Genomic DNA, 14,472 nt, shown 5'->3' on the forward strand with positions numbered 1-14,472 from the left:
CGCGGTATCCGAGTGCTAAGTCGTTTCTAGCACTCGACGGTGCCGAGTGCAAGGTCGATCGCCGCATGCTGCACGGACTGTTCCTACCCCTGGGTAGGATCCGGGCATGGCAACCCCCGTACTGGAGTCCAGCGTCGTCATCGACGCCCCCGTCGACAAGGTCTGGTCGGTCGTGTCCGACCTGGCGCGCATGGGCGAGCGCAGCCCGCAGTGCAAGAAGGTGTTCGTGTTCGGCGGCCCGATCAAGCAGGGCACCCGCATGCTGAACATCAACAAGCAGGGCTGGCGCGTGTGGCCCACCAACACCCAGGTCGTCGAGTTCGCGCCCAACGAGAAGATCGCGTTCCGCGTGGCCGAGAACCACACCGTGTGGAGCTTCACCCTGGTCGCCGACGGCGACAAGACCACCGTGGTCGAGCGTCGCGAGGCCGCGGGCGGCAAGACCACCGCCGTCAGCAGTTTCCTCGTCTCCGCCCTCCTCGGCGGCAACGAGGACTTCGAGCAGGGCCTGCTCGTGGGCATGAAGCAGACCCTCTCGCAGATCAAGACCGAAGCCGAGAAGTAGCTACTTCTGCGCAGCCAGGATCAGGTACTGGGCGCCGATGCCCTGTACCGCCTGGTTGCGCTGAGTGGAGGTGAACTCCGCCAGGTACCGGCCGCTCGCGACCATGCAGTAGGTCCGCTTCGAGGTCGAGCCCTCGTAGGTGGAGTACGTCAGGCAGACGGCGCCGGGGGCGCCCTTGACCGTTTCTGCCTGCGCGCTCGGGTAGGCCTCCTTCGTCTCGGCGAGGAACTCGTCGTAGACGTGCTTCGCGCCCGCGACGTCCCTCGCGCGGTACACGGTGCTGCCGCCGGAACCCATCACGTCCACGCCCGCCTCGGCGAAGGTCGTCACCGACCGCGACACGTCGGTCTGACTCATCACCGCCTGCCGGGCGGTGCGCGAGTAGCCGCCGTCGCCCTTCGACGGTGCCAGGGTCAGCCTCGCGACGCCCGGCTCGTCGGCCTTGAGCGTGGTCAGCCCGTCGACCGGGGTCGGCGTGAAGCCGTCGATCCCCTTGATCTGCTCGTCGACGTAGGTGCGGATCTGATCAGCCGAGAAGTCGCCGTAGACGGCGAGCACGTACTGCTTGTGCGCGAAGAAGGCGACGGTCACGGTGCCGCTGTACTCCCACGTCTGGGTGTAGGCGATCGCGTCGGCGTAGCCGGGGATGGTGATGCGCTTCTTCTCCGGGGTGTCCTTGCCGGAGAAGTCCTTCTCGGCCGCCAGCAGATCGCTGCTGATCGCCGCAGACGCGACATCGGGGGAGGCCGTCCGCAACACGGCCACCGTCACCGAGCGCGCCTGATCCTTCGGGTCGTACTTCGTGCCCTGCGGCTTGGACTCGGCCGAGACCGTGACGCCCACCTCGATCGCCTCTCCGAAGGCCTTCGCCGCCGCGTCGCCGAACGTGTTCTTCACCGCGATGCCGCCGTCCTTCGACGAGCCCGCCGACACGTGCCCCTGAAAGTGCAGGGCGGGGTCGATCGTGTGGAGGAACGGCACCGTCTCCACCATGCGGTACCCCTCGAGCATGGCGCCGAGTCCCGACGACACGGTCCCGCTGATCGTTCGGGCGGTCGTGGCGAACGAGCCGGTCTCGGGCTTCGGGACCGCAGACGGGTCCGCGACCGGGGAACCGGCCACCGTCGCGCTGCATCCCGTGACCACCAGGCACGCGGCCAGGCCCGCCGCGGATAGAACCCTCTTCACGCCGCTCCTCACTTCGCGTCCCGCAGGATCAGATACTCGGCGCCGATGCGCTGCACCGCCTGCTGCTCCTGCGGGCCAGACACCTCCGCCACGTACCGCCCGACCGCGGCGATGCACCAGTTCGTCTTGATCACGCTCCCCGGGTACATGGGGAGCACCATGCAGGTCGCGCCCGGCACGTTCGGCGATGCGATCGCGGAGTTGGTGGTGAAGAAGCCCCGGACCTCGCGGACCGAGTCCTGCACGTACTTCGTCGCGGCCGCAGCATCTTTCGTCCGGTAGACGGTGCCCGTCCCCACCCCGACGGCGTCGACGCCGGCCTCGTCGAAGGCCTTCTTCGCACCGGTCACGTCGATCTGCGTCTGGAGCGCCACCGACAGCGGCATCGTGCCCGTGCGGGTGCGGTCCTCGTCGCTCGGCGGCAGCGTGTACTTCGCGACGCCGGACTCGTCCACCGGCAGGCCCGCCAGCTCGTTCATCGCCGTGGGCGTGAACGAGTCGAGCCCCTTGATCTGCGCATCGAAGTACTTCCGGACCTGCTCGGGCGAGTACTCGCCGTAGGTGAAGAGCACGTACTGCTCGTGCGCGACGAACGCCACCGTCGGGTTGCCCGTCGGGAAGTCCTGCGTGTACGCGATCGCCCCGTCGTAACCGGGGATCGACGTCTCCTTCTTCTCCGGCGTGTCCGCATCCGCCTTCGGCTCCCGGCCGCGCAACGCGGCCGTCACCGCCGCGGCGGCCTTCTCCTTCGACGGCATCCGGACCACGCCGACGGTGATCCCGCGGGACTTCGCCTTGACGTCCTTGCGCACACCGGGTTTCAGGTCACTGGCCCCGATGAAGAAGCCGACCTCGCGATCCTTCAGGGCTTCCGCCGCCAGCGCGCCCAGCATGAATTCGACGGTGCGCCCGGAATCCTTGAGCGCGCCCGCCTCGACGTCGCTGTTGTACCGGATATCGGGGTCGATCTCCGTCAGCAGGGGCGCCGTCGCCGCCATCCGGCGACCTTCCAGGACCAACCCCAGCGCCGGGTCCGCCTTCCCGACCTCGCGGGGAGCGATCACGATCGATCCGGTGTCCGGTCGCGGCAACGCCGACGGATCGACGACGGCTGAGCCGGGCACCGTCGTCGAACAGGCAGCGAGGAGTGCCGCGGACCCGACCAGGACCGCTGCGCGGACCCTCATTTCGCGTCCTTCAGGATCAGGTACGACGCCCCGAGCGCCTGCTGCGCCCGGTTCTGCTGCGTGTCACCGAGCTCCGCGAGGTACCGGCCGACCGGCGCCACGCAGTAGGTCTGGGTGTTCTTGGAGCCCTTGTACGTCGGGTACGTCAGGCACGTGCCGCCGGGCACGCCCTTCACCGTCGACTCGACCGATCCGGCGTTGAATCCCTTGACCTCGGCCAGGAACCGGTCCGCGAGCAGCCGCGCGCCCGCAGCGTCCTTCGCCCGGTACACCAGGTTGCTGGCGCGGGCGACCAGGTCGACCCCCGCGTCGGCGAAGTTCTTCACCGATCCGGTGATGTCGGTCTGATTGACCACCGCGGCCCGGGCCTGGAGCACCACGTCGCGGGTGGAACTGCTCTGCAGCGTGTAGCGCAGCAGCCCGTCGCGGTCCTTGGACAGCGTCGAGAACTTGTCCACCGGGGTGGGCTGGAAACCGTCGAGCGCCTTGATCTGGGCGTCGAAGAACTTCTTCACCGCGTCCACGCCGGCGGTGGTGTACGTCAGCAGGACGTAGCGGCCGCTCGCGACGACCGCGGTCGTCGACACCGTGTTCTGCGAGGTCCAGTTCTTCGAGTACGCCTTGGCGCCCGAGTAGCCGGGGATCGAGACGGGCTCCTTGTCGGGCTCCGTGTCCACGATCTTCTCCTCGTCGCCGAGGAACACGGGGTTCGCCACCGCGGCGATCGCGGCCGCGTCGTCCTTCATCCGCATGACGCCCATGATCAGGCTCGTGCCCGGCTTGGTCCCGGAGTCGTCGGGCTTCTTCGCCGTCGCCGAGACGTACGCGCCCACCTCGTGATCCTGCAGCGCCGTGGCGGCCCCCGCGCCGAACGTGCCCTTGATGCTGGTGAGCTTGCCGACGGAGAACTTGCCGTCGTAGCGGATGGCCGGATCGATGTCCGGCGGCATGGGGATGATCTCGACCATCCGGTAGCCCTCGGCGGCCGCCGCCTGGACGTCGGTCATCGGCGAGACGGTGCGCGGCGCGGTCGCGAACGAGCCCGTGTCCGGCCGGGGCATCGCCGACGGGTCCGCCTGGGGCGAGCCCGGCACCGTCGTCGAACAGGCCGTGAGCAGCACTGCGACCCCCATCGCAGCCCCCATCGCGGTCCAAGACTTCTTCAGCATGGATTCCTCCTCCAGAGTCGATCCAGTGAACCACGACTGACGCGCCGATCGCATAACCCCCGCGCTATCGTGAGCCGATGACCGCAACTGTGCGCGACACCGTCGAAGCCCTGATGGACGAGGCGAGGGACGACCTGGCGGCGCTGGTGGCGCACCCGTCGGTGCACGAGAGCCCCGAGTTCGGCGCGGAGCACGGCCGCGCGTCCGCGCAGTGGGTGGCCGACGCCTTCACCGCCGCCGGCGTCGAGAACATCGAGCAGATCACCACCTCCGACGGCTCGATCGCAGTCGTCGGACACACCCCCGCCCCGCCCGGGGCGAAGACGGTGCTGCTCTACAGCCATCACGACGTCCAGCCGCCCGGCCCGCGCGAGGCGTGGGAGACCGACCCGTTCACCCTCACCGCGCGCCCGGGGCCGGACGGGGCGGAGCGCTGGTACGGCCGCGGCGCGGCCGACTGCAAGGGCAACGTCGTCGCGCACCTGACCGCCCTGCGCGCCGTCCGGGCCGCGTACGGCACCCTCCCCGTGGGCGTGCGGATCATCATCGAGGGCTCCGAGGAGGCCGGCGGCGAGGGCCTCGACGAGCTCATCGCGGACCGCCCGGACCTGGCGCAGGCCGACCTCATCGTCATCGGCGACACCGGCAACGTCGCGGTGGGCAGGCCCACCCTGACCACGTCGCTGCGCGGCGTCGCGAGCGTGCGCGTCGAGCTCACGACGGGCACGTCCGACCTGCACTCGGGCCAGTTCGGCGGCGCCGCTCCCGACGCGCTCGCGGCCCTGATCGCGCTGCTGGCGACCCTGCGGAACGAACGCGGCGACACCACCGTCGACGGCCTGGACGCGATCGCCCGCTGGGCCGGCGAGCCCTACGACGAGGCCGCGTTCCGCGCCGACGCCGCGATCTTCGACGCCTCCGTCGTCCTCGGCTCGGGCGCCATCGCCGACCAACTGTGGGCGCGGCCGGCCGTCACCGTCATCGGCCTCGACGCGCCCGCGACGGCCACCGCCGCCGCCGCGATCCAGCCCCGCGCGGCCGCCCTGCTGAACCTGCGGGTGCCGCCCGGCACCGACCCGCGCGCCGCCGGCGAACTGCTCGTCGCGCACCTGAACGCCCACGCCCCGTGGGGCGCGCGTGGACGCGACCGTCGAGTCCGTGGGCGAGCCGTTCGCCGCCGACACCACCGGCCCCGGGTACGCCGCGCTGCGCGCCGCACTGTCCGAGGCGTACGACGGTGCCGAGGTCGCCTTCAGCGGCCAGGGCGGCTCGATCCCGCTGTGCACCCAGCTGCGCAGGGCCGCACCGCAGGCGGAGATCGCGCTGCTCGGCGTCGAGGAGCCGCAGTGCCGGATCCACGCGCCCAACGAGTCCGTCGACCCGCGCGAGCTGCGGCGGACCGCGCTCGCGGAGGCCCTGCTGTTCACCCGGCTGGGCGACGCATGAGGTCCGTCGAGGAGCACCGCGCCGCCGTCGCCGCGCTGGTCCCGGCCGCCCGCACCGTCGACCTGCCGGTGGCCGAGGCGCTGGACCGCGTCGTCGCCCGCGACGTGACCGCGCCGCTGTCGCTCCCGCCGTTCACCAACTCCGGTATGGACGGGTACGCCGTGCGGGCCGCGGACGCCACCGCCGGCGTCGTGCTGCCGGTGGCCGAGGACGTCCCCGCGGGCCGGGTCGGCGTCCCGCCGCTCGGGCGCGGGGTCGCGTTCCGCATCATGACCGGCGCCCCCGTGCCCGACGGTGCCGACGCCATCGTCCCGGTGGAGCAGACCGACGCCGGCGTCGACCGGGTGCGGATCGACGTGGCGCCGCAGCCCGGCCGCTTCTTCCGGCACGCGGGCAGCGACATCGAATCCGGCGACGTGGCGCTGCGCGCCGGCGAGCGGGTGGGGGCGGCCACCGTCGGGCTCGCGACCGCGTTGGGCCTGACGACGATCCCCGTGCTCGCGCCGCTGCGCGTGGCGGTGCTGTCCACCGGATCCGAGCTGGTCCCGCCCGGCGAGCCCCTGCTGCCCGGGCAGATCTACGAGTCGAACGCGCCGATGATCGCCTCCGCCGTCCGCGAGGCGGGCGCCGCCGCCGAGGTGCTGCGGTTCGTCACCGACCACCCGGACGAGCTGCTCGCGCGCCTGAACGAGCGGCTCGACCACGGCGACGTGGACCTCGTCGTCACCACCGGAGGGGTCAGCGCCGGGGCGTACGAGGTGGTCAAGGAGACCCTCGCGTCCCGGGGCGTCGAGTTCACCAAGGTGGCCATGCAGCCAGGCATGCCGCAGGGATGCGGCACCGTCGCGCTGGGCGGGGTCCGGGTCCCGTTCGTGGCGTTCCCCGGCAACCCGGTGAGCGCGCTGGTCTCGTTCGAGGTGTTCCTGCGGCCGGCGCTGCGCGCGGCCACGGGGCTGGTCCCGGACCGCCCGCGACGGCGTGCGCGGCTCGCCGAAGCGGTGGACTCCATCCCCGGGAAACGCCAGTACCTGCGCGGACGCCTCCGGAACGAGCACGACGGTACCGATTCGGTCTCGGTTCTCGGCGGAGCGAGCTCGCACTACTTACGATGGCTTGCACAGGCCGATTGCCTGCTGGACGTACCCGCTGAGGTCGAGCACCTGGCCGCGGGGGAGCCGGTGGACGTGATCGTCCTGAACGGCACCCACTAGGAGGCACCACATGATCACCCAGTACGCCGACGCACTCATCGCCGCATCCTTCACCCCCGACAAGGTCGGCTGGATCGGCTGGATCATCATCGGCGGACTCGCCGGCTGGATCGCCAGCAAGTTCATGGGCACCGACAAGCAGATGGGTTTCATCCTCAACGTGGTCGTCGGCATCATCGGCGGCCTGCTCGGCGGATTCATCCTCACCAAGCTGGGTATCGACGTGAAGGGCGGCGGCTACTGGTTCACCTTCTTCACCGCCGTCGCGGGCGCATGCATCCTGCTGTTCATCGTGAAGCTGGTCACCGGACGCAAGGGATAGCGCCCTCGGGTGCGATGATGTCACCCGAAATGACAGCGAACAGAGAGGACGTCAGGTGGCGCGCCGACCTCGCACGCCGGTCGACGGGCATCTGACCGAGCACTCCACCGGTATCGAGCACATCACGGAGCTGATCCGGCACACCGTCCCGCCGCTGCACCCCGCGGGGATCCCTTCATCGCGGGCTCCCTCGGGGTGGCGGCGGCGGGCTACCGCAAGGGCTGGGTCCGCGTCCCGGCGCTGCTGACCGCGGCCGCGTGCGCCGGGTTCTTCCGGCATCCCCCGCGCGTGACGCCCACCGAGGCCGGCGTCGCCGTGGCTCCCGCCGACGGCGAGGTCACCCTCGTCGACGAGCACGTCCCGCCCGCCGAGCTCGGGCTGGGCGATCAGCCGCTCCCGCGGGTCTCGATCTTCCTCTCGGTGTTCGACGCGCACGTGCAGCGCGCACCGCTCGCGGGCGTCGTCGACTCCGTCGTGCACACCGACGGGCAGTTCCTCTCCGCCGACCTCCCCGAGGCCAGCGACCGCAACGAGCGCAACACCGTCCGGCTCGCGACCGAGTACGGCCCCGTCGGCATCGTGCAGCTCGCGGGCCTGGTGGCCCGCCGCATCCGCACGGACTGCGCGCCCGGCGACACCCTCGAGCTGGGCGAGACCTACGGCATCATCCGGTTCGGCTCGCGCGTCGACACCTACTTCCCCGCCGGGACGGAACTCACCGTCTACAGCGGCCAGCGCGCCGTGGCCGCCGAGACCGTGATCGCGCGGCTGCGGTGAGTCCGCAACACGCCGAGGCGCACCGGCCGGTCGGGGTCATGATCCTCCCATCGGTGCTCACCGTGGCCGCGCTGTGCGCGGGCCTCACCGGCGTGCGGTTCGCCGCCGCGGGCAAGGTCGACCTGGCGATCATGCTGGTCGTCGTGGCCGCCGTCCTCGACGGCCTCGACGGCCGGGTCGCGCGGCTGCTCGGCGCGTCCACGAAGATCGGTGCCGAGCTGGACTCGCTGGCCGACGCGATCAACTTCGGCGTGACGCCCGCGTTCATCCTGTACTTCGTCTGCTTCCCGGGCTCCCCGCCGGCTGGATCGTGGCGCTGCTGTTCGTGGTCGCCATGGTGCTGCGGCTGGCCCGGTTCAACACCCTCGCCGCCGATCCGACCGCCCCCGCCTACACCAAGGACTTCTTCGTCGGCGTTCCGGCGCCCGCGGGCGCCCTCCTGGTCCTGGCGCCGCTCGCCGCTCAGCAGGAGTGGGGCGACGGCTGGTGGGTGAGCACGCCCGCAGTCGCGATCTGGACCCTGTTCGTGGCCGCGCTCACCGTCTCGCGCATCCCCACCTCCAGCTTCAAGACCATGACCGTGCAGCCCGCGAAGGCCGCCGGCGTGCTCGTGGTCGTCGCCGGCCTGGTGGCCCTGATGCTCACCTACCCGTACATCGCGCTGCTCGTGGTGATCGGCATCTACTTGCTGCACATCCCGTTCGCCTGGCGCTCGAAGCGGTGGGTGGTGGCCCGGCCCGAGGCGTGGGACAGCAAGCCCGCCGAGCGGCGCGCGATGCGCCGGCAGCAGCGCCGCCCGGTCCGGCCGCACCGGCGCGCCGCCACCGCGGGACGGGGCGGCCGGCGCACGGCCGCACGCCTGGGCCTGCGGCGCCCCACGCGCGAGGAGTAGCCGACTACCCTGGCGGTCGTGCCGAACCTGTCGCTCACCGTCCGCCTGCAGACGTCGGCCCTCGAGGCGCGACGGGGCATCGTCCGGATCCACCCGGAGGCGCTCGCCGCCCTCGGCCTGCGCGAATGGGACGGCATCGAGCTGCTGGGCGCGCGCCGCACCGCCGCCGTCGTGGCCGCGGCACCGTCGGACAGCGCACCCGGGGTCGCCCTGCTCGACGAGCTCACCATCACCAACTGCGGCCTCCGCGAGGACAGCGAGGTCGTGATCTCTCCCGCCACCGTGTTCGGCGCCAAACGGGTGCTGCTGCGGGGCGGATCGCTCGCTCGGGACGCGCTCGACGGTGCCGCGCTGCGGCAGGCTCTGCTCGGCAAGGTGATGATGCCCGGCGACAGCGTCTCGCTCCTCCCCCGCGACCTCGGGCCCGGCACGTCGACCGCCGAGGCGACCCGGCTGCTGTCGCGGCTGGTCGGGATCACGTGGACGAACGAACTGCTCACCGTGGTGTCGGTGGATCCTGCGCCGGGCCCGGTCTCGGTGCAGCCGAACTCAGCGGTGCTGTGGGCGGACGACGCCGCGGCCGGCACCGTCCACCATTCGATGGACGTGCCCGTACCCGCGTCCGCGGAGGCCCCCGCGGACGTCCCCGACGCCGAGACGCCGCCCGCACGGCCGGTGGCCGACCTCGTGGGCGCCGAGACCGCGGTCAAGCGGCTCACCGAATGGCTCTCCCTCGCGCTCGACGAGCCCGAGCTGCTCGAGAAGCTCGGCGCGCCCGCCCGGCTCGGCGTGCTGGTCACGGGCCCCACGGGCGGCGGCAAGGCCACGGTGGCGCGGTCCGTCGTGGCACCGCGTCCCCTCATCGAGCTCGACGGTGCGCTCACGGGCGCGCTCGAGCCGCAGGCGCGGCTGGAGCGGGTGCGCGACGCCGTCGCGCGCGTGCGGGCGGCCGCCGAAGGCGCCACGACGAGCACCGGCGACGCGGCCGAGGGCGGCTCGGGGGCGGCGCTGCTCGTCCGCGACGTCGAGGCGCTGCTCCCCGCCGCCCGCGAGCCGGTCGCGACGATGATCCTCGACGAGCTGCGCCGCGCCGTCGCCACGCCCCGCGTCGCGCTGATCGCGACCACGTCCGCGCCGACCGAGGTGGACTCGCGGCTGCGCGAGCCCGACCTCGCCGACCGGACGGTCACCGTCGACCTGCCGGACGCGCGGCAGCGGGAGAAGCTGCTGGAGCTGCTGCTGCGGGAGGCGCCCACCGACCACGTCGACCTGTACGAGGTGGCGCTGCGCGCGCCCGGATTCGTCGCCGCCGACCTGGCCGCGCTGTGCCGCGAGGCGGCGCTGCGGGCCGCCGCCCGCGTGGTCGGCACGGACGAGCGGGTCGCCATCACCCAGCCCGACCTGCTGGGCGCGCTCACCGTGATCCGGCCGGTGTCCCGGTCAGCCACCGAGGAGGTCTCGGTCGGGTCCATCACCCTCGACGACGTGGGCGACATGACCTCGACCAAACAGGCCCTCACCGAGACCGTGCTGTGGCCGCTGCGCCACCCCGACACGTTCGCGCGGCTCGGCGTCGAACCGCCGCGCGGCGTCCTGCTCTACGGCCCGCCCGGCTGCGGCAAGACCTTCGTGGTCCGCGCGCTCGCGGCATCGGGGCAGCTGTCCGTGCACGCGGTCAAGGGCGCGGAGCTCATGAACAAGTGGGTCGGCGAGTCCGAGAAGGCGGTGCGCGACCTGTTCGCCCGGGCCCGGGGCAGCGCACCGTCGTTGATCTTCCTGGACGAGGTGGACGCGCTCGCGCCCCGGCGCGGGCAGTCGTCCGACTCGGGGTGGGCGACAAGGTGGTCGCCGCCCTGCTCACCGAGCTCGACGGTGCCGAGCCCCTGCGCGACGTGGTGGTCCTGGGCGCGACGAACCGCCCCGACCTGGTGGATCCCGCGCTGCTGCGGCCGGGCCGGCTGGAGCGGCTGATCTTCGTGCCGCCGCCGGACGCCGAGGCCCGCGCGGAGATCCTGAAGACCGCGTCCCGGTCGATCCCGCTGGCCGGCGACGTGGACCTGGCGGTGCTCGCCGAGCAGCTGGACGGCTACTCCGCCGCGGACTGCAGCGCGCTGCTGCGCGAGGCCGCGCTCACCGCGATGCGGCGCGACCTGGACGCGGCCACCGTCACCGCGGCCGACGTCGAGGCGGCACGGCAGGCCGTGCGGCCGTCCCTCGACCCGGCGCAGGTGGCCGACCTGCAGGCGTACGCGGACCGTCGGGCGACGTAGCGGGCCGGCGGAGACGGCGCGGCCCGCAATGGCGGCGCGGGTCGGCCGATCAGGCCTTGCTGACGGAGTAGAAGACGGCGTTGGGGACCGCGGCGTCCTGCACGGAGCTGACGGTGATGACGTAGCCCTTGCCGGAGAACTGGGCGGACTGCGATCCGCCGCCCGGCGCGCCGTCGCCGAGGGCGAGGAACCCGGCGTCGGCCAGCTTCTTCTTCGCCTCCTGGTACCCGCCCGGCTTGGCCTGGACGGTGACGTTGAACACGGTGACCGCGCCCTGCGCGCGCTCGCCCGCGTCGATCAGGTTTCCCTCGACCAGCGGAACGTCGGCCTTGGGGAACGCCGCAGGGAGGGTGACCGTCGCTGCCGGGGTACCGGTTTCGCCGTCGCCGCAGGCCGCCCCGAGCAGCAGAGCGCCGCCCGCCAGCACTGTCGCGAGCCCACGGACCACTCGGCGTCCCGTTGCCATCCCACACACCTCCATCGCGGCCGCACACTTCCCCGAAATGTCCGGCCGGTAGAATCTCGAAGCGAAACGACACCCCGCTCACAAAGGACGGAGTGCCCTTGCTTGTCATCCTTGTCTGTTTGTCATTGGCGACCTTAGCCGCACCGGTCGCAGTCGGCCGCTTCGGCGCGCGCGCTTTCCTCGGCCTCGCAGTGGTCCCTGCCGCCGCGCTGGTCTGGGTCGTCTCTGTCTGGCCGGTCTCCGGCGAACCCGCCCGCACCGAGACCCTGCGCTGGGTGCCGTCGCTGAACATGGACGTCGACCTGCGGCTCACGCCGCTCGGCGCCGTCATGTCGGTGCTGGTGCTCGGCATCGGCGCCGTGATCCTGGTCTACTGCGCCGGCTACTTCACCGGCGTCACCAACACGCGCAAGCTGCCCACCTTCGCGGCCGAGCTGGTCGCCTTCATGGCCGTCATGTTCGGCCTCGTGGTCAGCGACAACATGCTGGCGATGTACGTCTTCTGGGAGCTCACCTCGGTGCTGAGCTTCCTGCTCGTCGGCTACTACGCCGAGCGCGCCACCAGCCGCCGCGCCGCCACGCAGGCCCTGCTGGTCACCACGCTCGGCGGCCTCGCGATGCTGGTCGGCATCGTCGAGCTGGGCGAGCACTACGGCAGCTACCTGTTCTCGGAGGTCATCGCCCGGGCTGTCGCCGACCCGTCGACCATCTCCATCGGTGTCGAAGTCGGCGTCGTGCTGATCCTGGTCGGCGCGATCAGCAAGTCCGCGATCGTGCCCTTCCACTTCTGGCTCCCCGGCGCCATGGCCGCGCCGACGCCGGTCTCCGGCTACCTGCACGCCGCTGCCATGGTGAAGGCCGGCGTCTTCCTGGTCGCGCTGCTCGCGCCCGCCTTCGCGCAGCTCACGTCGTGGCGGGTCATCGTGCTGGGCCTCGGCATCCTGACGATGATCCTGGCCGGCTGGCGCGCGCTGCGCGAGTTCGACCTCAAGCTGATCCTCGCCTTCGGCACCGTGAGCCAGCTCGGCATGCTCATGGTGCTCGTGGGCACGGGTGAGCGGAACGTGGCCCTCGCGGGCATGACGATGCTCACCGCGCACGCCCTGTTCAAGGCGACGCTGTTCATGGTGGTCGGCATCATCGACCACGCGACCGGCACCCGCGACATCCGACGTCTCGCCCGCCTCGGCGACCGGCAGAAGGTGCTCGCGGTGATCGCTGCCCTGGCGGCCGCGTCGATGGCCGGGATCCCACCGCTGTACGGCTTCGTGGGCAAGGAGGCGGCGCTCGAGACGATGCTGCACGCCTCGCTGCCGTCGCCGATCCCGGTGGTGCTGCTCGTGGGCATGTGCGTCGGTTCGGCGCTGACGGTGGCCTACAGCATCCGTTTCCTGTGGGGCGCGTTCGGCCGCAAGGGACAGGCCTCGCCGACGCGCGCGGTCGAGAACATGCACGCGATCAGCCCGCTCTTCCTCGCCGGTCCGGCGCTGCTCGCCGCGCTCAGCCTGATCGACGGGGTCTTCTCCCCGTGGATCGACCACGTGCTGGCCGAGTACCCGGATCGATCGTTCCCGCCGGCGCAGGACCCGTACCACCTCGCGCTGTGGCACGGATTCACGCTGCCGTTGCTCCTGACCGCGCTGATCATCGCGGCGGGCGTCGTCGTCGCCCAGCCGCACAGCCCGTTCGCGCGGCTGCGGCGGCGCAACAGCGTCCTGCTGGGCAACGCCGACCGGCTCTACGACGCCACCCTGCGCGGCGCCGACGTGCTCTCGCTCCGCATGACACAGAGCACTCAGCGCGGTTCGCTGCCGCTGACGCAGGGCACGATCCTGCTGACGCTGGTGCTACTCCCGATGCTGGTGCTCGTGCTCGGGACCCGCGCGGACCCGGAACTGCAGTTGCAGTCCTCGCCGCTGTTCCTCGCCGTGTCCGTGCTGATGTGCGCAGCCGCGCTCACCTCGGTGCTGCTGCGCAACCGCCTCGCGACCGTTCTCGTCGTCGGGGTCACGGGCTACGGCACCGGCGTGATCTTCGCGATCTACGGCGCGCCCGACCTGGCGCTGACCCAGTTCCTGGTCGAGACGCTGACGCTGGTGGTGTTCGTGCTGGTGCTGCGCAAGCTGCCCGCGGAGGCTCCGATCACGGGCAGCCGCCCGTCGCGGGTCGCCCGGGCCCTGCTGGGGGTCGCGGTGGCGGTGATGGTCGTCGTGGTGGCCGTCGCGGCGCGCGCGCGCGCGTGGCCGCGCCCGTCGCGGACCGGCTGCCGGACCAGGCCTACAAGTTCGGATACGGCCACAACACCGTGAACGTGATCCTCGTGGACATCCGCGCCTGGGACACCTTCGGCGAGATCGCCGTCCTGCTCGTCGCGGCGACGGGCGTCGCCTCGCTGGTGTTCCGCAACCGTCGGTTCGGCGCCGCGCCGCGGGTGAGCGCCGAGGCCGCCGCCGCGGCGGCCGCGGCCCCCGGGACCACGTGGCTGCGCGGTAGCGCGCTGCGTGACCCGCGGCACCGCTCCCTGGTGCTCGAGGTGACGTCCCGGCTGGTGTTCCCCACCGTGATGGTGCTGTCGGTCTACTTCTTCTTCGCCGGGCACAACGCGCCCGGCGGCGGCTTCGCCGGTGGCCTCACCGCGGGCCTCGCGCTGGTGCTGCGGTACCTGGCCGGCGGACGCTACGAGATCGGCGAGGCACTGCCGCTCGACGCGGGCCGCGTCCTCGGGACGGGCCTGCTGCTCGCGGCCGCGGGCAGCATCGTCTCGCTCGTGGTCGGCGCCCCGGCCATGTCGTCGGTCGCGCTCTCGTTCCACCTGCCGGTGTTCGGCGACGTGAAGGTCGTGACGGCGTTGATCTTCGACGCCGGCGTCTACCTGATCGTGGTCGGGCTCGTCCTGGACGTCCTGCGCAGCCTGGGCGCCCGCCTCGATCTGGAGGGATCCCCGCCGATATGACCTCGCCCATCCCCGTCCCGGCGGGA

The 14,472-nt window shown here is 72.1% G+C and carries 6 protein-coding genes and 6 pseudogenes; 8 read left to right on the forward strand and 4 right to left on the reverse strand.

Annotation, left to right across the window (positions count from 1 at the left end; all coding sequences use genetic code 11):
- Window positions 1-106: 106 nt before the first annotated feature.
- Window positions 107-565: an SRPBCC family protein gene (locus MTP03_RS19530; protein ID WP_248489613.1), complete on the forward strand. Its 459-nt coding sequence runs from the start codon at window positions 107-109 to the stop codon at window positions 563-565.
- On the opposite strand, the gene MTP03_RS19535 is transcribed toward MTP03_RS19530, so the two are convergent.
- The 3 genes from MTP03_RS19535 to MTP03_RS19545 are packed head-to-tail and all read right to left on the reverse strand — an operon-like array spanning window position 566 to window position 4,109.
- Complete coding sequence (locus tag MTP03_RS19535; protein ID WP_248489614.1) at window positions 566-1,753, reverse strand: hypothetical protein; 1,188 nt, start codon at window positions 1,751-1,753, stop codon at window positions 566-568. It abuts the gene before it with no gap.
- 8 nt (window positions 1,754-1,761) lie between these two features.
- Window positions 1,762-2,940 (reverse strand): hypothetical protein, encoded by a 1,179-nt coding sequence (locus tag MTP03_RS19540; protein WP_248489615.1) that lies wholly within the window; start codon window positions 2,938-2,940, stop codon window positions 1,762-1,764.
- Window positions 2,937-4,109: a hypothetical protein gene (locus MTP03_RS19545; protein WP_248489616.1), complete on the reverse strand. Its 1,173-nt coding sequence runs from the start codon at window positions 4,107-4,109 to the stop codon at window positions 2,937-2,939. Before MTP03_RS19545 ends, MTP03_RS19540 begins: the two co-directional genes overlap by 4 nt.
- A gap of 77 nt (window positions 4,110-4,186) precedes the next feature.
- Between MTP03_RS19545 and MTP03_RS19550 the strand changes: the two are divergent.
- From MTP03_RS19550 to MTP03_RS19575, 6 genes and pseudogenes are all read left to right on the forward strand, one after another.
- A pseudogene (locus tag MTP03_RS19550) lies at window positions 4,187-5,555 on the forward strand (M20/M25/M40 family metallo-hydrolase).
- A 56-nt stretch (window positions 5,556-5,611) separates the two neighbouring features.
- Window positions 5,612-6,766 (forward strand): annotated as a pseudogene (gene glp / locus MTP03_RS19555) (gephyrin-like molybdotransferase Glp); the annotation flags it as partial.
- Between the two features lie 10 nt (window positions 6,767-6,776).
- Entirely contained in the window at window positions 6,777-7,088 is a 312-nt protein-coding gene (locus MTP03_RS19560; RefSeq protein ID WP_248489618.1) for a GlsB/YeaQ/YmgE family stress response membrane protein, read from the forward strand.
- 55 nt (window positions 7,089-7,143) lie between these two features.
- Window positions 7,144-7,865 (forward strand): annotated as a pseudogene (locus tag MTP03_RS19565) (phosphatidylserine decarboxylase).
- A 38-nt stretch (window positions 7,866-7,903) separates the two neighbouring features.
- Window positions 7,904-8,757: pseudogene (locus MTP03_RS19570) on the forward strand (phosphatidylcholine/phosphatidylserine synthase).
- 18 nt (window positions 8,758-8,775) lie between these two features.
- Window positions 8,776-11,027 (forward strand): annotated as a pseudogene (locus tag MTP03_RS19575) (AAA family ATPase).
- A 49-nt stretch (window positions 11,028-11,076) separates the two neighbouring features.
- On the opposite strand, the gene MTP03_RS19580 reads toward MTP03_RS19575, so the two are convergent.
- Window positions 11,077-11,493 (reverse strand): hypothetical protein, encoded by a 417-nt coding sequence (locus tag MTP03_RS19580; protein WP_248489619.1) that lies wholly within the window; start codon window positions 11,491-11,493, stop codon window positions 11,077-11,079.
- Between the two features lie 98 nt (window positions 11,494-11,591).
- Here MTP03_RS19580 and MTP03_RS19585 point away from each other — a divergent pair.
- Window positions 11,592-14,446, forward strand: a pseudogene (locus tag MTP03_RS19585) (Na+/H+ antiporter subunit A).
- The last annotated feature ends 26 nt before the right edge of the window (window positions 14,447-14,472 follow it).

Origin of the sequence: Tsukamurella sp. PLM1 (assembly GCF_023168325.1) — a bacterium.
Classification (GTDB): domain Bacteria; phylum Actinomycetota; class Actinomycetes; order Mycobacteriales; family Mycobacteriaceae; genus Tsukamurella.